This is a genomic window from Nautilia sp. (genome assembly GCF_053994455.1).
In genome coordinates, this window is record NZ_JBMYAU010000021.1 from 1 (window position 1) to 22,185 (window position 22,185).

Sequence of the window (22,185 nt, forward strand, 5' to 3'; positions counted from 1 at the left end):
AAAAATTGTAGTTAAAAATGCTATGTTCATTTTACTACACTCCCAGCTTTTATAAAACTATTTTCAGGAATCTTAATATTTTCTTTTGTAATTGCGTTAGAGCCAATAAAACTCCCCTGCCCTATAACAACTCCACCATTTATAACAGCATCAGTTGATATATGACAGTTATCTTCAATCACTACATCATGCTCGATTAAAGCTTTTGTATTTATTATACAATTTTTACCAATTTTTGCATTTGTATTTACCAAAGCATCATGCATAATAACCGTCCCTTCTCCAATTTTAGCATATTTAGAGACATAAGCCCTTGGTGAAACAATCACAGGCAATTTAAAATTCAAGCCTTTAAGTAAATTAAATAATTTTATTCTAACTTTTGGAGTTTTAATCTGCCCTACTCCAATAATTGCATATTCATATTTACTTCTTAAGTTTTCCAAATCATTATCATTACCTATAACTTCATAACCCAAAACCCTACTGCCAACAGGCAACTCATTATCAATAATGCCAGCAATCTTAAACTTATCTTCAAGTTCAATCACATCAATAATTGAACGGCAATGCCCTCCTGCCCCAAGAATTAATATTTCTCTCAAAGCACCACTCCGCTTGGAATATTTACTATTCTCTCTTCCAAATATTTAGAATTTTCAAGTCCGTCATTTTGACAAATTTTATACATTGGTAGTTTATTCATTAAAGTCCAGATTGGTCTTGTTATTACTCCATTATTATTGGTATATTCTAAAAATTCATCTCTTTGAGCTTTATTTTCCAACTCTATTGCATTAAGCCAATAGTTGCTTTTTGAATTTTTAGGTTCTTTTATAAATTTAATTCCAATTGATTTGAAAAACTCTTCATATTTTTTAGCAAGTTCCCTTTTATTTTCCAAAAATTTATCTAACTTTTCAAGCTGTGCCAAAAGAAGTGCCGCGTTAAGATTTGGCATTCTGTAGTTATAGCCTATTTCATCATGAAAATATTCCCATCTGTGAGGCATTTTTGCGGTAGTTGAGAGGTGTTTTAATTTTTTTGCCAAGTTTTCATCATCTGTAACAATCATGCCACCACCGCCGCTTGTCACAATTTTATTACCGTTAAAACTAAAAATTCCCGCTTTTCCAAACGTTCCGGTATGTCTGTTTTTATAAAAGCTTCCGAGACTCTCGGCACTATCTTCTACAAGTTCTAAATTCCACTTATCACATATTTCTTTAATTTCATCAATTCTACACGGATGTCCGAAAGTATGCATCGGCACACATGCTTTAATAATTTTTTTCGTTATTTTATTTATACATTTGTTATCTATAATTTCACAGTTGTTTTTTAAAAAATTATTTAAACTTTTAGGACTCATACCAAGAGTTTCCAAATCCACATCCACAAATACAGGCTTTGCTCCCGTATAGCTTATCGCATTAGCGGTAGCAATAAACGTCAAAGGTTGAGTAATCACCTCATCATCTCTACCTACACCCAAAGCGACTAACGCCGCATGAATACCACTTGTGCCGTTTACTACAGCAATTGCATATTTTGCACCTACATAATCGGCAATCCACTCTTCTATCTTTTCAACATATTTTCCTACACTTGAAACAAACGTCGAATCGATACATTCGTTTAGATATTTTTTCTCATTACCGACAAAAACAGGCTCATGCAAAGCAATAAATTTAGGATTTTGGAGTTGGGATTTAGGGTTTAGATAAATTGAACGGATAAACTCTATAATTTTTTTATATTTTTGCATTATGCTCCCTTTTATCCCTAAATCCTAAATCCTCATCCCTAAATCCTAATTTCTTACATTTTTTCATCAAGATATTTTCCTCTCTCAAGATGTTTAAATTCCGGAAGCATATATTCAAAAAGCTCGACTATTTCCTTTTTGTTCCAATATCCTCTATTTCTAAATTCTTTAATTTTATCCGTAAAATAATTCAATTTATCCTCTTCAAAAACAGGCTCGTTTTTAATAACCCCAATACCCTCAAATCTATTCCAATCAATAATATTTTCATCGGTATAAAATTCCTCAAAATCCTTTTCACCCGTCGTATCGCTTATGGTAAATAAACACGGCCATTTTCCTTTTTGAGGCATAGTTTTTATAAGTTCTCTTGCCTCTTCTTCACTCTCGCATAAATAAGGTTCATAACCTTTCATTTTAAAATACTTAACCGCTATATCTGCAAAAGTAATTAAATGAAGCTTTTCGCTAAGTTTCGGGAAAAATATATCTCTGTTTTCTCCGAAAATCGCACTCATCAGACACAACTCTCCCGATTCCTTAGGAGTTACGAAGTATCTTTTTATATCTTTCGGGGCAACTATCGGCTGATTTTTTTCAAATCTTTGATTAAATGAATACAACAAACTTCCGTCACTAAAAGCCACATTTGCAAATCTTGCCGTCGAAACGGGAATTTCTAAGCTTCTTCTCATCAAAAACATTTCCATTATTCTTTTACTCGCTCCCATCATATTGACGGGATTTGTAGCCTTATCGGTAGAAACGCAAAAATATTTTTTCGTATTGTTTTGAATACTTTGAATTAAAGTTTTTTCCGTATTTAAAATATTAACGTCAATCATTCTCATTAACGTAAAAGCATCTTTTTCGCTTCGGACATGTTTAAGTGCGGAAAAATTCAACACAAAATCATACTTACCGTCATTTTTTATAAAACTTTCATATATATCGCTACCTGCATCAAGCGCAAACGTTTTAAATTCTCCATCAATATACCCTACCGAACTTCTAATATCTCTAACTAACTCGGCTAAATTATTCTCGCTTATATCTACGACATGAAGTTTTTTCGGATTTCTTTTAAAGATCTCTTTTACCGTAGCGCTACCGATACTTCCCGCTCCTCCGATTACGAGAAAAGTCGATTTATTAATTATATCGTTTAGTTCTTTTTCATATTTTTTAATATCTTTTTCAAAAAGCTCCTCTTCTCTTCCTATCAATTTAAGTATATTCAAGCTATCTCTCCTTTTTCAAGTCTAATCACCCTATCACATCTATCAAGAGTCGATATTCTGTGAGCTATTATTATCATTGTTTTGTTTTTACCTATTTTATAAATTTCTTCCATAATTTTCTTTTCCGTTTCGTTATCGAGTGCGCTTGTGGCTTCGTCAAGTATCAATATTTCAGGATTATGATATAACGCCCTTGCTATTGCTATTCTTTGTTTTTGTCCTCCGCTGAGTTTCACTCCGTTTTCGCCTACTTTCGTATGAATTCCTTCATGATGTTTTTCTAAAAAATCCAAAATATTAGCTTGTTTCAAAACTTCTTTGACTCTATCTTCGTCAATCTCTTCTAAAAACGCCACGTTTTGCGCAACATCTCCGTCGATTAAATAAATATTTTGAGGAATATAGCCTATTTTTTGCCGCCATGATTTTACGTTTTTATCGTTTAATTCTTTATCATCAATAAATATCGAGCCTTTTTCCGGTTTGTAAAGCCCTATTATCAAATCGGCTAAGGTTGATTTTCCGCTTCCGCTCTCTCCTACGATTCCTATTTTTTCACCCTTTTTAATGTTTAAATTTATATTTTTCAGAATCGGTTTTTCGGGAATATATGAAAAATATATGTCTTTTAATACAATTTCTTTATTAAACTCTATTTCCTCATCTCCTAAGTTTTCGCACTCGTATATTAATTCGTTATGAATAATGTTTAGTGCTTGTAATCTAAAAAGTATGGCATTATAAGCGCTAAACATTCTATTTACGCTAGGTAAAAGTCTGTATAACCCTACAACAAACACCATCAAAATAGGCAAAGCGGCTTTTATATCCGTTTGATATTTTACGATTAAATATATTACGATAACGGCTATTAAGGAAAATCCTATCATTTCTAAAAAAAGACGAGGAAATTGCGATAATGTCTGATTTTTTATATTAGCATTCGCATATCCTATACTTGCTTTTGCAAATTTTGAAAGTATTATTTCGTCTTTTGATTTTAGCTTAATTATTTTAAAATTTCCGAAAGTGGAATTGATTATTTCATAAAATGCTTGTTGAAATTTTTCTCTAACAATACCTGCTTTTTTTATTTTTGTAGAAACGAAAATTTTAAGCAATATAATATTAACACCTAAGAATAATGTTAGAAGCAATGTCATTTTCCAATTGACATATATGAGCATAGAATATATCAATACAAATACGAAAATCTCACTTAACATAAACAAAACCTGAGTTATAAGTTCCACTAAATTATTAGCTTCATTTATTATGTTTTTGCTCATATGAGCGCTGTTTTTATTAATAAACTTCTTATATTCCATTCCTATATAATTTTCAAATAGCCTGTAAGCTATCACATGATAGCGGCTTTGAGAAAATCTATATAACATATAAAAATAAAAAAGATTAATTACCGCTCTTGCTATATAAAAAATTATTAAAAACACTCCGAAATACAATACGAAATTCAAATGAGAATTAAACTCCAACAAATGATAGATATAATTGAAATATTTATTATTTTCAATTTGACTAAAATCACTTGCTACGGATATAAACGGCATAATAATACCCACTCCGAACGTTTCTATTATGGAAATTATAATTGAAAAAAAGAAAAGCCCTATTAAATATTGTTTGTCTCTTTTCGTAAGTAAAAAATTCAGCTTTTTAATTATTGTTTTCACAATCTCCCATCCACAATAGATTTATCAAAGAAACCTTTAATATCATAAACTATTACTTGTCTGTTTTTAATATTTAGTTTATAATTTTTTATACTTATTTCTAATTTTTCAAATTCTTTATGAGCAACTGCCAAAACTATTCCATCATAACTTTCCATTCTCAATTTTTCATTATCAACTAATTTTATATTATATTCTTTTTTTACTTCCTCTTTATCAGCCCAAGGATCATATACATCCACTTCAACACCAAATTCTTGGAGTTCCCTTATTACATCTATTACTCTACTATTTCTTATATCCGGACAGTTTTCTTTGAATGTTATTCCAAGTATTAATACTTTGCTCCCTTTTATTGTATGCCCTTTTTGTATCATTAATTTAACTACTTTATTCGCTACAAATATTCCCATATTATCATTAAGTCTTCTTCCGGCAAGTATTATTTCGGGATGATATCCTATTTCTTTCGCCTTATATGTAAGATAATAAGGATCCACACCTATACAATGCCCTCCTACAAGTCCGGGGGTAAATTTTAAAAAATTCCATTTAGTCCCCGCCGCTTCAAGTACATCTTTCGTATCGATGTTTAATTTATCAAATATTAGCGCAAGTTCGTTTACAAACGCTATATTTATATCCCTTTGTGAGTTTTCTATCACCTTAGCCGCTTCAGCCACTTTTATACTCGGCGCAAGATGCGTTCCGGCCTCTATAATACTTGCATAAAGTTCATTTATCTCCCTTGCCGTTTCAGGTGTAGAACCCGAAGTAACTTTTAATATCTTAGTTACCGTATGTTCCTTATCTCCGGGATTTATTCTTTCCGGAGAATAACCGACAAAAAATTCCTCGTTAAATTTAAGTCCGGAAATCTTTTCAAGAATAGGAACGCATATTTCTTCGGTACACCCTGGATAAACCGTGCTTTCGTATATTACTATATCACCTTTTTTAAGTACTTTTCCCACTGTTTCACTAGCTTTTTTCAATGGTGTCAAATTAGGATTTTTATATTTGTCTATAGGTGTCGGAACCGTTATTATATATATATTCGCCTCTTTTATATCTTCGAGATTAGTTGTTAGCAGTAAATGATTAGTAATAAGTGACCTGTTATATTTTGGTAAAACCGATTTTAATTCCTCCTCACTTACTTCTAAAGTACTGTCTATTCCTTCATTTAGCTCATCTATTCTTTTTCGGTTTATATCAAACCCTATTACTTTATATTTTTTTGCGAATGCTACTGCTAGTGGTAATCCGACATACCCAAGACCAATTAAACAAATTTTTTTCATTGTTTTACCTTTTTATATCTCACTCTTAAAAACACAGGAAATCTCGGTAACTTGTTTTTTGTCAAAGAACAATATTTAAAAGTTATAATATCTCCTATTTTTGGCGGAATTTTTCTCTCTTTCGCTTCCTATTTTTATAATTTTACCATTTTTTAACTTACACTTAATTGCCCCCACTAATCCTTGAAATTTTCCTTTTCCCTCAGTATACCCTACTATTTCACATTCATCGTCTAAAAAAAGTTTTAATTTAAGTATTTTATTGCTTCTTTTTCGTTCATACGCAGTATCCGGATCTCTAATCACAACTCCTTCTCCTCCGTTTTTAATCACCTCATCAAAAAATTTTTTTAAATGCTCTTTTGATTTTATTTTGATATGAGGGATTGTTTTTATAACGTCATTTTCAAAAGATTTAAGCGTTGCTAATCTCTCAAACAGATTACCTTTTGCATTCGGCACATCAAATATGTAATGCTTGATTTTTTTCCATCCCTCACTTGGAACTTTATCTAATACAATCGAAGAAATATTTTCAAAATCTCCCCTTTTAATCCATAATTCTCCATCAACAGTGAAAGGAGGATATTTTGCCAAAAACCACTTAGGAGCATTTATAATTTTACCCTTTTTACTCCATAAATATTTTCCGTCCCAATAAGCTCTAACTCCGTCGAGTTTTTCACTCATTACCCACCCTAACATTTTGATCTTTATAAACTTTTATAAGCATAATATCAGGAGCAGCGAAAAGAAAAGTAATCAATATTAATAAAAATTTCATTTTATTACTTTTTATTTTAACTTTCAATTTTATAAAACCGCTTATACCACTCTACAAATTTTTTAATTCCATCTTTTACATTAGTATAAGGCTTATACCCCAAATCTCTTTCTAAATCCGTAGTATCGGCATAAGTTTTTGGCACATCTCCTAACTGCATAGGAAGCAGATTTTTTTTAGCTTTTCTCCCAAGAGTTTCTTCAATAGCTTCTATAAAATCCATCAATTTAACTGGATTTCCATTGCCTATATTATAAATTTTATACGGAGCCTCACTTTCGCTGGTTTTTCCATCCCAATTCGAGTTAGGTTTTGGAGGATTATCAATAACTCTTACAATACCTTCGACTATATCATCAATATATGTAAAATCTCTATACATTTCTCCATAATTGTAAACATCTATAGGCTTATCATCAAGTATATTTTTCACAAATTTAAAAAGTGCCATATCAGGTCTCCCCCACGGCCCGTACACCGTAAAAAACCTAAGCCCGGTTGTCGGAATATTATAAAGATACGCATAAGAATGACTCATAAGCTCAGTTGCTTTTTTCGTAGCCGCATATAAACTAATAGGATGTTCAACATTATCATCAGTTGAAAAAGGCTGTTGTCTATTAAGTCCGTAAACACTGCTGCTACTTGCAAAACTAAGAGATTGAACACTATTATGTCTTACAGCTTCCAATATATTCATAAACCCTATTATATTACTTTGAATATAAATGTCAGGATTCGTAAGAGAATATCTCACTCCCGCCTGAGCCGCCAAATGGCAAACTTTATCGAATTTTTCTTTTCTAAACAATATGTCAATATTTTCTTTATCCTCAAGATTAAGTTTGATAAATTTATAGTTAGCGTATTTGTCGCTACAAATTATTTTATTATATTCTATTTTATTTTTATCTATTCCCGCTTCTTTTAATCTTCCGTATTTAAGATTTACATCGTAATAATCATTAATATTGTCAACTCCTATTACCTCATCTCCCCTTTTGATAAGTTTATTTGCTAAATGAAACCCTATAAATCCAGCTGTTCCCGTTATTAGTATTTTCATATTTTGAACCTTTTGATATCATATTTTTTCGTTAATCTCTTAAATAAATATCTCTCGTATAAATTTTATTTTTTATTTTCTCTATTTTTTTGTCTACTCTATTCGCTAATATTATATCCGCTTCTTCTATAAATTCATCAAAATTATTAATAAACTTTACACCTTCAATTTCATTACCTTCTGCCATCGGTTCATAAATTACAAGTTTCACAAAAGGCTTCAACATCTCCATTACCTCAAATATAGCACTGCTTCTAAAATTATCACTGCCTGCTTTCATTATTAATCTATACACTCCGACTACTTTCGGATTCTTATCAAGCACTCTTTTTGCAATAAACTCTTTTCTTACCGTATTACCTTCTACTATTGCTCCCATAAGTCTTTGAGGAATATTTTCAAATGTATAATTGGCAACTAATTGTTTTGCATCTTTAGGAAGACAGTATCCTCCGTATCCGAAACTCGGATTATTGTAATAATCCCCTATTCTCGGATCCAGACATATTCCTTTTATTATTTCTTTCGTATTTAAATTTTTCATCTCGGCATAGGTGTCCAGCTCGTTAAAAAAAGTAACCCTCATAGCAAGGTACGTATTGGCAAACAATTTAATAGCCTCTGCTTCGGTATTATTTGTAAAAAGGATAGGTATCGTTTCTTTAAACGCTCCGTCTCTTAAAAGATTAGCGAATATTTCCGCTTTAGTTGATTTTTCTCCTACAATAATTCTGTTCGGATATAAACTGTCAAATAGCGCCTTTCCTTCTCTTAAAAATTCCGGTACAAAAAAAATATTAGGATAATTAAATTCTTTTTTAATTTTTTCTGTATAACCTATAGGAATAGTTGAACGTATTACGATTGTGGCTTTAGGATTGATTTCTATTACATCTTTAATTACACCTTCAATTGATTTAGTATTAAAATAATTAGTTAACGGATCATAATCCGCAGGAGTAGCCACTACTACATATTCTGCATTTGTATAAGTTTCCTTTTTATTTGTTGTTGCTTTAAGATTTAAATTTTTTGTTTGAAAAAACTCTGTTATTTCCCTGTCTTCAATAGGACTTATTCTTTTATTAATAAGATCTACTTTATCAGAAACAATGTCAAAAGCCACCACCTCATTATTTTGTGCAAGCAATACGGCATTACTTAATCCTACGTATCCTGTCCCCGCTATTGCTATTTTCAATTGTTACCCTTTACTTCTATATCATTTTTAATTTTTTCAAACGTTTTAACGCCTATGCCTTTAACTTTCATAATATCTTCTATTTTTTTAAACGGATGTTTTTTACGGTATTCCATAATTGCAACCGCTTTAGTATGACCGATACCTTTTAATGAATGTAATTCTTCCATTGTGGCCGTATTAATATTAATTTTTGCTAACAGACTTATTACAAATAAAATTAAAACTAAAAAATTTTTCACTTTTTATCCTTCCCTATTTCTTTAATTTATTTAATATTATAACAAAACGGTTGTAAAAACTTTTCAAATAAAAATTTTAAATCCGTTCGCTTAATCCAAGTTTGAAAAATTTTACAGTTTTTTTATTAAAATCAAAATCCCGTTTTTTTTATCTTTAAAAACAATTCTCTTACTGTCCGATTTACAAAAAAAACCCTCCGGACACTTATTTTCAAATATCTTGTCGAAAAAATCGCAAGGATAGCCTTTAGGAAGGTATTTTTTGATAAATTTTTCTTTATCCATACACTTGCCGTTCATACAGATATACGAATTTTTTAGGGTTATTTCAACCGGTGCGTTTGCCGCTTTGTAAATTATCAGTTTTTTATACCCTAAACCCTTTTCCAAAAATCCCTGATCCGCAACTTTAAATTTCGGTGTTTTTATCACCGCATATACCGGGATTGTTTTTGTACTGCAACCGACTACAAGAATGTAAAATGTAAAATGTAAAATGTAAAATGAGATCGTTTTTATATTAAATTTTCCATTTTTCATTGAATAATTTTCCATTTTATCTTATTCTCTTAATTTTATTTTTTGATAATTTAAAAATAGATGAAGGTTCTCCCTCAAACAGTCCTATTTTATCTTCCACAATAATATCCGCCTGTTCTCTTGCCCATATTTCATCAAAACGTTTTTTATGGAGATTTGCGGAAGTCGAATACATCCATTTGAATCTTTTTAAAAATTCCAAATGTTTTTCATCTCTCACCACCCTGTAACTTTCACCGTTCGGAAAAATAAACGTGGTTTTTTTTGCTCTTCTTATCATTTTTTTATACCTTGTAGGTACTCTTACAAAAGTTTTAAGTGTTTCCAAACTGTCAATCTCTCTTAATACCGGCTGCTTTAAGGGTCTGTTTTTTATTTTATTGAGCTTCGTTTTGTCTTGTGACAAAAACCCTACTGTAGTATCGGTTTGAGTTAAGTATACTTTATTCGGATTCATTTTTCAGTTGATTAAGTTTGTTAAACACAAATGGCAGATAACGATTCTCATCTAACATATAATTTAACACCTCCTCTCTTTTCCTTTGGTCAACAGACATAAATCTATTGACAATTAAATTTTCAAGCCAATCTAAATTCTCTTTAGCAATATTTAAAACTGCCTCAGGGTCAATACCGAAATATTTATGAGTGAGTATATTTCTAAAGTCTATTACTTTCCTTTTATCTCTTTCATCATTAAACAAACCAAACTGAATACAATATCTCATTGCCTCGCCTACAATTTCAAATTCCCTGATAATAGCATCCCAGTCTCTGTAGTTATATTGTATATCATCACCATATTCATAATCTTTTGCAATATCTCTTATTTTTTCAATGGCGATTATTATATCTAATAAAAAAAGCTCTTTTTCCCTCTCACACATTTATTAAATCCTTATTGATATGTTTTTTAAAAATCGGTCTTATAGCGTCATAATAGCCTATATCGATTTCCTTATGTAAACAATCTCTTAAAAAATATTTTACTTCCAATAAATCAAAATAATTTTTCTTTTTTGCCTTTATAATTACAATATCTATATCGCTGTTTTCAGTATCATCCCCCCTTGCGACGCTTCCAAATACTGCAAATTCTTCTATTCCAAACTTTTCTTTCAATACAGGCTTTAAAGATTTAAGTTTTTGTATTATTTCTTTATTCATTACAAGCCTTTTTATTTAATTTTACCATTTTTTAGCAAAATCGCAATCTCATCCATATCCCTGGCTTCTTTGAGTTTTTTTTCTTTAATCGTTTTTTTAATCTCTTCTGCCTGGAGGTATTTCATTTTTTCATAGTCTATATTCGCTTTTTTAAGTTCTTCAAGGAGCTCTTTTTTGCGGCTTTCCAAAACCATAATCTGATTTTTAAGGTTTTGAATTTCATCTCTTATAATATGCTGCTGGTGTTTGATTTGATTAAGAAGCGCGAAGTTTCCTTCTTTTGGAAAAGTAAAGGAAAGAAGAGTTCTTGTAAGCTCTTCGATTTTGGTGTTTAAATTCTGAATAGAAACGTTTATTTTTTGAAGGTTTCTCTCAACTGCATCGACTTTTTGTTTTTTTACTTTTACGACACTGTCAAACTTTGTTTTCATAATTAGTACTGTCAATTTCAAGTTTTAAAAGTTTATTTACACCTTCGTATCTGACAATATCTACAGGCAAAGCAAAATCATTTAATAACAGATTTTTTAAAAACTTGATTTTCTTTTTTTCAAATTCTTCTTTGTTTAAACCTTTAATTGCTATATCAATATCCCCGCCTTTTTTATTTGTATCCGTTCTGCTTCCGAAAAACACCACTTCCGCATTTTCAAAAATTTTTAAAGCGTTAAAAAGTTTCGCTTTGGAATATTTATCAAGCCTTAGCATATTCAAAAACCTTAAATACTATTTCTTCCATTTTATCAAAATTTTCTACACAAAATTTTAAATCCAAAAGCGCTTATTGTAAATTATCAGGATAATCATGCTCAAGCTCGTTTCTTACTTCTCTAAATTTAAGCCATATTTCCAAATCGATTATTTCCTCTTTTTCAATAATTGAGATAACCTCACTCATTTTATTTGCGATAATTCCTTTATTTTCAAGAAGCAACGGAAACACTTTTGCACCCAAATAATCCTGTATGGAAGAAAATCTTTTAAGGTAAGCTTCTAAAACCGCCTTTTCCTCCACACTTAGTTTTTCAAATTCCACAGGATTGTAAAGATTTCCTAATTTATCAATATATTCTTTTAATGTATTATAATGTGATTTTACTTTTTCAAGTCTTTTATTTAATATTTCTTTCACATTTTTCATTTTTTACTTTATTTACTTTTAATTTCTAATTACCGTTGCGTTTCTTTCCGCTCCGGTTGAGACGTATTTGATTTTGGTTCTTATTTTTTCTTCTATAAATTCAATATATTTTTGCGCATTTTTCGGTAAATCTTCCCATTTTCTCACTAATGCGCTGCCGTCCCATCCGTCAAGTTCAACGTATACAGGTTTTACATCGTCAAGCTCACTTGGGAAATAGTCTATTTTTTCTCCGTCAATTTCATACCCTACGCACACTTTCACTTTGTCAAACCCGTCTAACACGTCAAGTTTCATAACCGCAACCTCGTCGCATCCGTTAAGAGTTACCGCATATCTTGCAGCCACCACGTCAAACCATCCGCATCTCCTTGGTCTTCCTGTAGTCGTTCCGTATTCTCCGCCCTGCTTTCTTATTTTATCACCCGCTTCGCCACCATCTTCCGTAGGGAAAGGACCGTTTCCTACCCTTGTGGCGTATGCTTTTGCTATTCCTATTACTTTATTCAGGTTTTTGGGTGCTATTCCGCTGCCTGTAAGAGCCCCGCTTGCAATTGTATTCGAACTTGTAACATACGGGTAAGTCCCGTGGTCTATATCAAGAAGCGTGGCCTGAGCACCTTCAAGAAGCATGTTTTTATCCATATTGTCCCAAAGATACTGGGTGGTGTTTGTAATTAAACTCCCTAATTCTTCCTTATATTCTTTAAGCTCTTCTTCAAGTTTGGAAATACTTGGAATTTCTATTCCCAGATAATCAAAATACCCTTTATTCATTTCATAATAGTGCACAAGTTTTTCAATAAGTTTCGGAATGTTTCTAAGCTCTCCCATTCTCACGCCGACTCTTGCAATCTTATCGGCATACGCAGGACCGATACCTCTTCCCGTAGTTCCTATTGCGTTTTTGCCTCTGAGTTTTTCTCTTGCCTGATCTATTGCAATGTGATGGTCGAGTATCATATGAGCTTTGTCGGAAATTAAAAGTTTTTCTTTTATATTGTGTTCAAAACTTCTGATTTCTTTAATAAGCTGTTTAGGATATACAACAACCCCGTTTCCGATTACGTTTGTGGCGTTCGGATTGAGCACACCGCTCGGAAGAAGGTGAAGTGCATATTTTTTACCGTCAACCACCACGGTATGGCCGGCGTTGTGTCCGCCCTGGCTTCTGATTACTATATCATAGTTTTTTGCCACCAAATCAACAATTTTCCCTTTTCCTTCGTCTCCCCATTGAAGTCCGACTATCAAATCAACCATTTATATCCTTTAACAAATTATCCGTATATATTGAAAAACCGACGCTTCTCTCACCCTCAACAATATACTCCCCGCCCTTTGCATAAACGGTGTTATCTTTCAAAAACCTGTAAAAAACACCCGTGTAATATCTTAAATTCGCTACATACAACGGTGCAATTATAGCATTTTCATGCTTTTCGGCCACACTTTTAAGCTCTTTTAAATAAGCGGCTATTTCCTCGGGAAACACTTCTAAATTATTCAGATCTTCGAGTTTATGAATCGAAACTAGCCTGTTTAGCCATTCTTCTTTAAATTTATAAAGTCTCATTTTTTTAATATCTTCTATATCAAGCCCCGTAAGTTCCGCTGCTTTTTGGGGTATTTTTATGTGTGAGAGCTGAAGTGTGTAATCTTTTCCTATTCTTTCGAAAATAAGTTTGTTCACTTTTAATATCTCAACCAAATCACCGCCTAAACTCTCAGCCCCTATTTGATACATTTCACTGCTCGGCGCTCTGAATACGGGCTGGATGTAAAACCATTTTTTGGCTTCGCTTTTAAGTCTTTTAATAACAAGTCTGATAACGTCGATAGAACTGTCACCTCTCAGTGCCAAAGATCTGTTTTTTTCATCCGTAAATCTTATAAGTTCCTTTTCATCCAATGCCTCAAGCTGATGGTAAGAGAAAAACGGACTTACAATTTCTTCAAATTCAAGCGTTTCAAAAACTTCCGCGGCGATGTTTTCTATTTCTCTTTTTATTTTCGCTTCTTTGCCGAAATACAATTTCGCACCCTGGGGTATGTCGTGTTTTAATATCATTTTTCCTCTTTAACTTTTACATCTACATCTATCATTTTGAATATAGCCCAACCAATAAAAGCAAGTCCGATCAATCCTATAACATAATTCATTTAAAGCCTTTCAAGCAGTTCTTTAATCTTTTCTTTTTTATTGTTTTGAATTTTAACTAAAAAACTCACAATCACAACCCCACTCAAAAACAAAATCACATCCCAAATGTTATAAAGATTATGTAAAATTTTATATATTAAAGTAACCTCACCACTCATTATAGCAAACATTACTACAAATATATTTCTCAAACTGTCCCTAAGTAAATCGACTTCTATCCTTATCTTTTCACTTTTCATTTTACACTTTTAATTTTTCACTGCCGTACACTTTAACAGCCGTTGCATCATACTTTCTGATTCCGAGTTCGTCCAAAGCAAGCTCAAGGGCATTCAAAATATACTCCATTTTGTTGTCTTCTATAATCCCCATATTGTTGATTCTGAAAAGTTTGCCTTTCATATGGTCCTGACCGCCGGCTACGTTGATTTCGTATTTGTTTTTGAGTGTTTTTCTGATTTCCTCAGCTTTGTCGCTGTAAACAGCCGCCATTGAAAGAGCCGGATTTTGAGGGAATATATTAAGCCCTATAGCCTCAATGGCACTTAGTACCGCCCCGTGTCTTTTTATCGTATTTTTATAGTGTTTTTCAAGCCCTATTTCCTCTAACTTTTTAAGCACTTCGTTCAATGCGATAATAAGCCCGGTCGCAGGGGTAAACGCGGTAGTTCCTTCGCTTTGTTTTTTAATTTCGCTTGCAAGATTGAAATAAAACCCTTTCCCGCTTCCGATTCTCTCCATCGCCGATTCGCTGATTCCAAGCATAGAAAGTCCCGGAGGGAGCATAAACGCTTTTTGGCTTCCTCCCACTACGATATCGATATTACTTGTATCCAAATCTTCCACACCAAGAGCCGTAATTCCGTCAGCCACCACGATTATGTCGGGATTGATTAGTTTTATCTCCGCCGCAATTTCTTCCACAGGGTGTCTGAGTCCCCCCGCGCTTTCACTAATCTGAATAAAAAACGTATCGATTGAATCATCTTCTTTAATTGCAGCAATCACATCATCAACAAGAGCAGGTGTATCCCAGTCGTATTTGATTTCGCTGAATTCTATACCATGGGCTTTGCATATTTTACCCCATCTTTCACCGAACTTTCCGGCGTTTATGGTTAATGCTTTATTTTTTACGGTATTGATTACAGCCGCTTCCATCGCACCGGTTCCGGAAGAGCTTAAAAACACATTGTAAGGAAGTTTCGTAATCTTTCTGAATCTTTTTAGGGTATCAAGCAGAATCTCCTTAAATTCGGGAGTTCTGTGATGAATCGTATCTTTTAGATATGTTTCCCTTACAAAATAAGGAATTTCGACAGGTCCGGGAGTCGCCAATATCATTTTTCAATCCTTTCAATAATAGCGTTTACGTCAAATCCGAAATGTTTATATACATCAGCGCCTTTACCGCTTGCCCCAAACGTATTCATTCCTATTACCTCATCGGCGTATTTATACCATTCAAATCCTATATTCGCCTCTATTGCTATTACTCTGCCTTTGAAAAGAGACGATTTAAACTCTTCATCCTGCTCGTCAAACAGCTCAAAACAAGGAACACTTACAACCCTTGCATCAAGTCTTTTAGCGACTTCTACGGCCAGGTTAACCTCGCTTCCGCTTGCCATAAGGGTAATATCGCCGTTTCCTTCTCTTAAAATATATGCGCCTTTGCTTAAATCCGCATTTTTCGGAGTAATGTTTCTGAGTCCCTGTCTGCTTAACGCGAACACAACAGGGGCATCGATATCAAGCGCCGCTTTCCATGCGTTTACGTTTTCATTCGCATCGGCGGGTCTGAATACGTACAGATTCGGAATTGCTCTTAAAGAGGTAAGATGTTCCACCGGCTGATGAGTAGGACCGTCTTCACCTACTACGATACTGTCATGGGTAAAAATCCAGTAGTTTTTATGGCTACTAAGCGCCGCAATTCTGAGAGCACCCCTTAAATAATCGCTGAATACCAAAAACGTAGCGGCATATGGTAAGAAACCGTAAGCGCTCAGAGCGTTGTTAACTGCCGCCATTGCATGTTCCCTGATTCCGTAATGCAGGTTTCTTCCGTGAGGAAAATCGTCTTCGCCTTTTAAATATGTATTGTTTGACGGGGCTAAATCCGCGCTTCCCCCAAGAAAACTCGGAATCTCTTTAGCTATGGCATTAAGAATTTCTCCGTTGCTTTTTCTTGTGGCGATACTCGCACCCTCTTCGAATTCAGGCCATTCGATTTTGCCGAAATCTCTTTCAAAAAACGCCTCAATTTCTCCAAGATTCGCCTTTTTGTTAAATTCAGCCTCTAAAACTTCCCCTCTTTCTTTTACGCATCTGAATCTCACAAGCACGTCTTCAGGGACTATAAACGTTTCGTTAGGATCAAATCCGGCAGCCTCTTTCGATTTTTTAACTACATCATCACCTAAAGGAGCGCCGTGGGTTTTTTCACTTCCCTCAAGCCCTACCGCTCCTCTTGCAATCACCGTTTTAGCAATAATCAATGTAGGTCTTCCGTCGCTGTTTTTGGCAACGCTCAGTTTCTTTTCGATGTCTTCATAATCGTGCCCGTTCATTTCAAGAACCCTGAATCCCTGAGATTCGAACCTTTCCCTTACGTCCTCTTCAAAAGCAATGCTAACTTCTCCTTCAATCGAAATATTGTTGCTGTCGTATATAATTATTAAATCTTCAAGTCTGTGTTTCCCAGCTAAAGAGCACGCTTCGTAAGAAATTCCCTCCTCCAAATCACCGTCACCGCAAAAACACCATATTTTATGATCAATTTCCGGAAATTTTTTCGATATGAATTTTTTTGCCATAGCAAACCCGACCGCATTAGCCACACCCTGTCCGAGAGGTCCCGTGGTCACTTCTATGCCCGGTGTGTGTCCGTATTCCGGATGTCCCGGGGTTTTACTGCCTAACTGTCTGAAGTTTTTCAAATCATCAAGCGTAATATCGTATCCCCAAAGATAAAGCATTGAATAAATAAGGGGCGTCGCATGTCCGCCTGAGAACACCACCCTGTCTCTGTTGACAAAAGAAGGGTTGTGAGGCGTAATGTTTACCACTTCACTGAATACCGTCATAATATCGGCAAGCCCCAAAGCCGCGCCCGGATGTCCCGAATTGGCTTTTTGCACCATATCGGCAGCTAAAAATCTAACCGTATCAGCCATTTTTTTTCTTAAATTCATTATTTCTCCTTATGTCTGTATAAATATTTTTCAAGCAGCGGTTTTAATTCGTTTTTTAATTCTTCGTCAAACCTGTTTATTTCACCGTTTAATTTTTCGGCAAGAACATCCGCTTCTTTTAAGGCGCCGTTTAAGCCTAAAAGGGTAACAAACGTATTTTTGTTTTTATCAACACCGGTGGTTTTACCGGCTTCCTCGCTGCTCATTGTCACATCGAGTATATCATCCTGCACCTGAAAAAGAATTCCCAAATCGATTCCGAAATTATATAATCTTTCCTGAAGTTTTACATCCAAATTAACAATAACGGCACCCATTTTCAAACTTGCCGCAATAAGTTTCGCCGTTTTGTTAAGATGCAAGAATTTAAGTTCGTTTAAGTTCAATTTTTTATTTTCAAAATAACAGTCTATAGCCTGACCTAAAACCATACCTCCGGCACCGGCGTTTTCGCTGAGGATTTTAATAAGTTCGACTTTGACGTCGCTGCTAAACGGAGCCTTTGAAAGGACTTCAAACGCATACGTATTAAGAGCGTCTCCTGCCAATAACGCCGTTATTTCATCATAAGTAATATGGAGTGTGGGATGTCCGCGTCTAAGCTCGGCATTGTCCATCGTAGGCAAATCGTCATGTATCAGTGAATACGTATGAATAAGTTCGACTGCATAAGCGGCATATTTCGCATTTTCTGTTAAAAGAGGTTCATAAGCATTCACAACCGAGAGCAGAAGTTTGGGTCTGAATCTTTTACCCCCCGCCAACAGCATTTCATTTAAAGCCTTTTCATAATACGGATGAAAACTCGGTGCTTTTATTAAATTTTTTTTTATAAACTTTTCCATATCCTACCTTAATGGTATAGTGGCTTTTATATTTTTATACGACACTGAAATTGTAACATTTTTGTATGTTGAAAGCGCTTTTTTAAGTTCTTCGAAAGATTTGATTTTCATGCCGTTTACACCCGTTATCACCGCCCCCGGCTTTATTAAATAAACCTTTTCCAGTTTTTCAGGCAGTTTTATGATTTTTAACCTGTCATTAAGATATATTCCGAAACGCTCAAGCGGAGTGTAAAGATATTTTTTCTTTCTTATTTTGATTTTGATATTTCTGCCGTTAACGTTGACAACGACCCTTTTTCCCTCTATCCCCGCAAGCACGGATTTATTAAATGTGACCGGTGTCGCCGGTTTGTAATTTATTTTTAAGATCTTATCTCCGATATGCAGGTTTTTTACATACCAAGGATCGAAACTTTTTATTTTCATATTTTCATCGACTTCTATACCTATATCACCCCAGTAACCGTATCTTATAAAATGTTTAACCATATATCCGGGTATGAAACCGTCTCCGCGACCCACACCCACGGCCCTGCAGAACATATCGCTTACAACGCTGTTTTTGGGCGTTTTAACGCTCAAAAGGGCAGGAGCGAAAAAAATACCCTCTTTTGCAAAATTACCGACATATATTTCGTTTTTCTTAACGGCTGCTCCCCACCATCCGAGTTTATAACCGCTCTCAAACTTTACCGTTTTTCTGTTTTTGTGAAGAACAATACACATATCCGTAAAAGGATCGTAATCTATACATTTTTTCCCCCCGAAAACAACACTTTTGTTTTTAGTAACGGGAACGGAGTCATTAACAAAAGAATATTTTAAATAACAGGGTCTGAAATCCGGATAACCGGCCGCAGCCAAAAAAAACGGAAGAAAAAGAATTAATTTTTTCATTGTCCTAAATTCATGCCTCCGAACATATTAAGAGCCTGTGATTTTTTATCGTCAACGGCCATTTTTATAGCATCGTTTACAGCACTCATTAAAAGAATCTGTAAAGATTCCTTATCTTCCAAAAGTGAATCGTCTATTTTGATATCTATAACTTCAAATTTTCCGTTTACGCTTGCTTCAACCATACCTCCGCCGCTTGTCGCGCTGTAAATTTTATTATCGGCCTCTTGCATCTGCTCTTGGATCTTTTGAAGCATCTCGTTTAAATCTACATTACCGAACATTACCCCTCCTGCAAATAAGTTGTTTTTTCTATTATATCGTTATTATCGTCAACAATCAACACCGCAGGTTTGAAATTTTTGGCTTCTTCGGGTGTCATAGAGGCATAAGCGATTATTATAATCTTATCCCCGGGATGGACTTTTCTCGCCGCAGCGCCGTTTAGACATATGTCACGGTTTCCTCTTTTACCTTTTATAACATAAGTAGAAAACCTCTCCCCATTGTTTATATTGACAATATCGACTTTCTGACCCACTAAAAGATTGGCTTCCTCCATCAGCTCTTCGTCGATGGTAATTGAACCGACATAATTCAGATTCGCATCCGTAACGGTCGCCCTGTGAATTTTAGAATAAAGCATTTTTACTGTCATTTTAAACCCTTACGCCCAGAATTCCTCCGGAATTAAATACTCTTTTACCGGATTTCCGTCGATGATGTGTTCTTTTAAGATTCTTTGTATTTTTTCTTTGTCAAGATCCACATACATATACTGACCCGGTTCCACCATCATAACCGGTCCGAAACTGCATCTGTTAAGACAGCCGGTAGGTACTATCCAGTTAACCACAGGGTCAATTTCCATTTCCATCATTTTTTGCTGAGTGAACTGAAAAAGATCTTCTTTTCCTTCTCTCACACAGCTCGGTTTCGGAAAACTCGGCGGTCTTTTAACCTGACACATGTATATTACGTTTTTAGGTTTTGGCATCTGCATATCGGCTCCTTAAATTTTTTGCGACTTATAACATATTTTTTTTCATTTTACAAATTTTTTAATATGCTTTTTACTGTTTTTCTGTCGGAATATTCAATTTTTTTATTACAGTACTGAATATAGTTTTCATCGCCTTTTCCGAGTATCATAACTTTCAAACCGTTTTTTTTTGCAATTTCCAAAGCTTTTTTGATAGCACTTTTTCTGTCGGTGACAATTTCATATTTTTTATGTTTAATACCCTTTGCAATTTCCTTACATATTTCCCTTACGTTCTCACATCTCGGATTGTCTTCGGTTATAATTATATATTCCGCATATTTATCGGCGACTTCACCCATAACATGGCGTTTTTCCTTATCCCTATCCCCGCCGGCTCCGAAAACTGCTATTTTCTTCCCTTTAACGGAACTCAAAACCTTTTCCATTCCGTCTGGCGTATGTGCAAAATCGACAATAACAAAAGGATTAGACGAAACTATTTCCATTCTTCCGGGGACTCCTTTAAAATGTTGCAATGAAAAATGGAAAATGGAAAATGGCTTATTTATTAAAATAGAAGCGGTTTTAAGAGCTAAAGAAAAGTTCATTTTGTTAAACTCGCCCGCCATAGGAATATCATCAACAATAGGTTCTTCCAAAACATATAAATTTTTTGAATTCATTGTAAAGTCATACCCGTATATATTTACAACTGAAAATTCTTCATTCTCAATTCTCAATTCTCCATTAACGACTTTCACCGTTTCATCTCGAAAAAAACTTTCTTTTACTCTTCTGTATTCATCCATAGTCTTATGAAAATCAAGATGATCCTGTGAAAATGAAGTCAGTATTTTAGCCGTAAATTCAACACCTTCTATTCTTTGCTGCACTATCGCATGGGAGCTTACTTCCATAATGTAAAAATCGGGTTCGTATTTTGCCGCTCTTTTAATGGTGGTTAATACAGGTGGGGTCGTTAGTGTTTTAGACTCTTTTTTTTCACCGTTAAAATAAAAACCTTCGGTACCCTGCACACCCACGTTAAAACCGGCGCTCAGTAAAAGATAACCGAGCACGAATGCCGTTGTCGTTTTGCCGTTAGTGCCAGTGATACCTATGAATTTCGTTTTAAGATTAAGTTTTTTCAATAATTCCGCAGGAGTAATAAATTCGACAATACCTTTAGCGTATTTTTCATTCTGTTTCGTTTTCAAAAACAAAACGTCTTTATTCACTTCTTTCGTGTTGTCCGTAATTAGTCCGTTTAACAGAAGCTCTTTATAGTTCATAAGAGATTATAACAAATTACTGTAAAAGTGTGTTAAAACCGTCTATTAATTCGTAATCGTTAAAATCCGCCATCAGATCTTCAAAATAACTGATTGCACTTTCTTTATAACCGTAACTAAGCAGCATTTCAAAAAATTCGAGCAGTTCTTTTTTATTTTCAAAAACCACTTTGGTTGAGAGCAGAATGTTTTCCAAATCTTGTCTTTGTTTTACTAAAAGTTTGACATCGGTGAATGAAATTCCGTTAATTTCTTCACGGTTAAAAGGAGAGGAAGAGTCTAAAAATTTCTCGATTAATTTCATAACTTTTCCGTACTCCTTTTTTTCAATTGCGTTTTTCAGGAGTTCTTTTAAATCAGAATGAATATTTGATAAGCTCATCAAGTTTGTCCTCATACCCGTGAGGTACGTTCATTACCACAAGTTCGGGATGGATTTTTTCTTTTAAAGCTTTTTCAATGCCGTATTTAAGAGTGGCCCCGGCACTCGCGCAACCTACGCAACCTCCCTGTAATTGAACGAAAACAACGGGTTTTCTTACGTCAATTAAAGTAACGTCCCCGCCGTCCATCTGAAGCATAGGTCTCACTTCATTCAAAACGGCGGCTACGGCGTCTTTTAATTCTTCATTTGAAAAAGGAATTTCAGCCATA

At 34.2% G+C, this 22,185-nt stretch carries 30 protein-coding genes; all 30 read right to left on the reverse strand.

Annotated elements, in window-relative coordinates; translation table 11 throughout:
• Nucleotides 1-26 precede the first annotated feature (26 nt).
• Nucleotides 27-605 carry an acetyltransferase gene (locus tag ACXJIE_RS01230; protein ID WP_456479159.1) on the reverse strand — a complete coding sequence of 193 codons (579 nt, stop codon included), beginning with the start codon at nt 603-605 and terminating at the stop codon, nt 27-29.
• Nucleotides 602-1,768 carry a LegC family aminotransferase gene (locus tag ACXJIE_RS01235; RefSeq protein WP_456479160.1) on the reverse strand — a complete coding sequence of 389 codons (1,167 nt, stop codon included), beginning with the start codon at nt 1,766-1,768 and terminating at the stop codon, nt 602-604. The genes ACXJIE_RS01230 and ACXJIE_RS01235 overlap by 4 nt, the downstream gene beginning before the upstream one ends.
• A 53-nt stretch (nt 1,769-1,821) precedes the next feature.
• Complete coding sequence (locus ACXJIE_RS01240) at nt 1,822-3,009, reverse strand: UDP-N-acetylglucosamine 4,6-dehydratase (protein WP_456479161.1); 1,188 nt, start codon at nt 3,007-3,009, stop codon at nt 1,822-1,824.
• On the reverse strand, nt 3,006-4,703 hold the full coding sequence (locus ACXJIE_RS01245) for an ABC transporter ATP-binding protein/permease (protein WP_456479162.1): 1,698 nt from the start codon (nt 4,701-4,703) through the stop codon (nt 3,006-3,008). The genes ACXJIE_RS01240 and ACXJIE_RS01245 overlap by 4 nt, the downstream gene beginning before the upstream one ends.
• Nucleotides 4,700-6,007, reverse strand: a complete 1,308-nt coding sequence (locus ACXJIE_RS01250; RefSeq protein ID WP_456479163.1) for a nucleotide sugar dehydrogenase — start codon at nt 6,005-6,007, stop codon at nt 4,700-4,702. Before ACXJIE_RS01250 ends, ACXJIE_RS01245 begins: the two co-directional genes overlap by 4 nt.
• A complete protein-coding gene (locus tag ACXJIE_RS01255) occupies nt 6,004-6,117 on the reverse strand; it encodes a hypothetical protein (protein WP_456479224.1) in 114 nt (37 codons plus the stop codon). The genes ACXJIE_RS01250 and ACXJIE_RS01255 overlap by 4 nt, the downstream gene beginning before the upstream one ends.
• A complete protein-coding gene (locus ACXJIE_RS01260) occupies nt 6,083-6,697 on the reverse strand; it encodes a DNA ligase (RefSeq protein WP_456479164.1) in 615 nt (204 codons plus the stop codon). Before ACXJIE_RS01260 ends, ACXJIE_RS01255 begins: the two co-directional genes overlap by 35 nt.
• A 110-nt stretch (nt 6,698-6,807) precedes the next feature.
• Entirely contained in the window at nt 6,808-7,857 is a 1,050-nt protein-coding gene (locus ACXJIE_RS01265; RefSeq protein ID WP_456479165.1) for an NAD-dependent epimerase, read from the reverse strand.
• A gap of 31 nt (nt 7,858-7,888) precedes the next feature.
• Entirely contained in the window at nt 7,889-9,058 is a 1,170-nt protein-coding gene (locus tag ACXJIE_RS01270; RefSeq protein ID WP_456479166.1) for a nucleotide sugar dehydrogenase, read from the reverse strand.
• Nucleotides 9,055-9,300, reverse strand: a complete 246-nt coding sequence (locus ACXJIE_RS01275) for a ComEA family DNA-binding protein (RefSeq protein WP_456479167.1) — start codon at nt 9,298-9,300, stop codon at nt 9,055-9,057. Before ACXJIE_RS01275 ends, ACXJIE_RS01270 begins: the two co-directional genes overlap by 4 nt.
• Nucleotides 9,301-9,411: 111 nt before the next feature.
• On the reverse strand, nt 9,412-9,840 hold the full coding sequence (locus ACXJIE_RS01280) for a hypothetical protein (protein ID WP_456479168.1): 429 nt from the start codon (nt 9,838-9,840) through the stop codon (nt 9,412-9,414).
• 16 nt (nt 9,841-9,856) lie between these two features.
• Nucleotides 9,857-10,297, reverse strand: a complete 441-nt coding sequence (locus ACXJIE_RS01285) for a Sua5/YciO/YrdC/YwlC family protein (protein ID WP_456479169.1) — start codon at nt 10,295-10,297, stop codon at nt 9,857-9,859.
• Nucleotides 10,284-10,727: a HepT-like ribonuclease domain-containing protein gene (locus ACXJIE_RS01290; protein ID WP_456479170.1), complete on the reverse strand. Its 444-nt coding sequence runs from the start codon at nt 10,725-10,727 to the stop codon at nt 10,284-10,286. The genes ACXJIE_RS01285 and ACXJIE_RS01290 overlap by 14 nt, the downstream gene beginning before the upstream one ends.
• Nucleotides 10,720-11,007 carry a nucleotidyltransferase family protein gene (locus ACXJIE_RS01295; protein ID WP_456479171.1) on the reverse strand — a complete coding sequence of 96 codons (288 nt, stop codon included), beginning with the start codon at nt 11,005-11,007 and terminating at the stop codon, nt 10,720-10,722. The genes ACXJIE_RS01290 and ACXJIE_RS01295 overlap by 8 nt, the downstream gene beginning before the upstream one ends.
• A gap of 11 nt (nt 11,008-11,018) precedes the next feature.
• Nucleotides 11,019-11,438, reverse strand: a complete 420-nt coding sequence (locus ACXJIE_RS01300) for a flagellar FliJ family protein (RefSeq protein ID WP_456479172.1) — start codon at nt 11,436-11,438, stop codon at nt 11,019-11,021.
• The gene (locus tag ACXJIE_RS01305) at nt 11,422-11,715 is read right to left on the reverse strand and encodes a nucleotidyltransferase domain-containing protein (RefSeq protein WP_456479173.1); all 294 of its coding nucleotides are present in this window, start codon (nt 11,713-11,715) and stop codon (nt 11,422-11,424) included. Before ACXJIE_RS01305 ends, ACXJIE_RS01300 begins: the two co-directional genes overlap by 17 nt.
• A 73-nt stretch (nt 11,716-11,788) precedes the next feature.
• Nucleotides 11,789-12,148 (reverse strand): hypothetical protein, encoded by a 360-nt coding sequence (locus ACXJIE_RS01310; RefSeq protein ID WP_456479174.1) that lies wholly within the window; start codon nt 12,146-12,148, stop codon nt 11,789-11,791.
• Nucleotides 12,149-12,166: 18 nt separating this feature from the next.
• A complete protein-coding gene (locus ACXJIE_RS01315; protein ID WP_456479175.1) occupies nt 12,167-13,411 on the reverse strand; it encodes an adenylosuccinate synthase in 1,245 nt (414 codons plus the stop codon).
• On the reverse strand, nt 13,404-14,219 hold the full coding sequence (locus tag ACXJIE_RS01320; protein WP_456479176.1) for an ATP phosphoribosyltransferase regulatory subunit: 816 nt from the start codon (nt 14,217-14,219) through the stop codon (nt 13,404-13,406). Before ACXJIE_RS01320 ends, ACXJIE_RS01315 begins: the two co-directional genes overlap by 8 nt.
• A 92-nt stretch (nt 14,220-14,311) precedes the next feature.
• Nucleotides 14,312-14,551, reverse strand: coding sequence for a hypothetical protein (locus ACXJIE_RS01325; RefSeq protein ID WP_456479177.1), 240 nt, complete (start codon nt 14,549-14,551; stop codon nt 14,312-14,314).
• Nucleotide 14,552: 1 nt separating this feature from the next.
• Nucleotides 14,553-15,656 (reverse strand): pyridoxal-phosphate-dependent aminotransferase family protein, encoded by a 1,104-nt coding sequence (locus tag ACXJIE_RS01330; protein ID WP_456479178.1) that lies wholly within the window; start codon nt 15,654-15,656, stop codon nt 14,553-14,555.
• The gene (gene tkt, locus ACXJIE_RS01335; protein ID WP_456479179.1) at nt 15,653-17,509 is read right to left on the reverse strand and encodes a transketolase; all 1,857 of its coding nucleotides are present in this window, start codon (nt 17,507-17,509) and stop codon (nt 15,653-15,655) included. The genes ACXJIE_RS01330 and tkt overlap by 4 nt, the downstream gene beginning before the upstream one ends.
• Nucleotides 17,509-18,354, reverse strand: coding sequence for a polyprenyl synthetase family protein (locus ACXJIE_RS01340; RefSeq protein ID WP_456479180.1), 846 nt, complete (start codon nt 18,352-18,354; stop codon nt 17,509-17,511). Before ACXJIE_RS01340 ends, tkt begins: the two co-directional genes overlap by 1 nt.
• A 3-nt stretch (nt 18,355-18,357) precedes the next feature.
• Nucleotides 18,358-19,254 (reverse strand): DUF7488 domain-containing protein, encoded by an 897-nt coding sequence (locus tag ACXJIE_RS01345; protein ID WP_456479181.1) that lies wholly within the window; start codon nt 19,252-19,254, stop codon nt 18,358-18,360.
• Nucleotides 19,251-19,538, reverse strand: a complete 288-nt coding sequence (locus ACXJIE_RS01350; protein ID WP_456479182.1) for a YbaB/EbfC family nucleoid-associated protein — start codon at nt 19,536-19,538, stop codon at nt 19,251-19,253. The genes ACXJIE_RS01345 and ACXJIE_RS01350 overlap by 4 nt, the downstream gene beginning before the upstream one ends.
• The gene (gene panD / locus ACXJIE_RS01355; RefSeq protein WP_456479183.1) at nt 19,538-19,912 is read right to left on the reverse strand and encodes an aspartate 1-decarboxylase; all 375 of its coding nucleotides are present in this window, start codon (nt 19,910-19,912) and stop codon (nt 19,538-19,540) included. Before panD ends, ACXJIE_RS01350 begins: the two co-directional genes overlap by 1 nt.
• 9 nt (nt 19,913-19,921) lie before the next feature.
• Nucleotides 19,922-20,257 carry a (2Fe-2S) ferredoxin domain-containing protein gene (locus ACXJIE_RS01360; protein ID WP_456479184.1) on the reverse strand — a complete coding sequence of 112 codons (336 nt, stop codon included), beginning with the start codon at nt 20,255-20,257 and terminating at the stop codon, nt 19,922-19,924.
• A 47-nt stretch (nt 20,258-20,304) separates the two neighbouring features.
• Nucleotides 20,305-21,531: a UDP-N-acetylmuramoyl-L-alanyl-D-glutamate--2,6-diaminopimelate ligase gene (locus tag ACXJIE_RS01365; RefSeq protein ID WP_456479185.1), complete on the reverse strand. Its 1,227-nt coding sequence runs from the start codon at nt 21,529-21,531 to the stop codon at nt 20,305-20,307.
• 16 nt (nt 21,532-21,547) lie between these two features.
• Nucleotides 21,548-21,835 (reverse strand): hypothetical protein, encoded by a 288-nt coding sequence (locus ACXJIE_RS01370; RefSeq protein WP_456479186.1) that lies wholly within the window; start codon nt 21,833-21,835, stop codon nt 21,548-21,550.
• Nucleotides 21,836-21,887: 52 nt separating this feature from the next.
• Nucleotides 21,888-22,184, reverse strand: coding sequence for a NifU family protein (locus ACXJIE_RS01375; protein ID WP_456479187.1), 297 nt, complete (start codon nt 22,182-22,184; stop codon nt 21,888-21,890).
• Between the last annotated feature and the right edge of the window lies 1 nt (nt 22,185).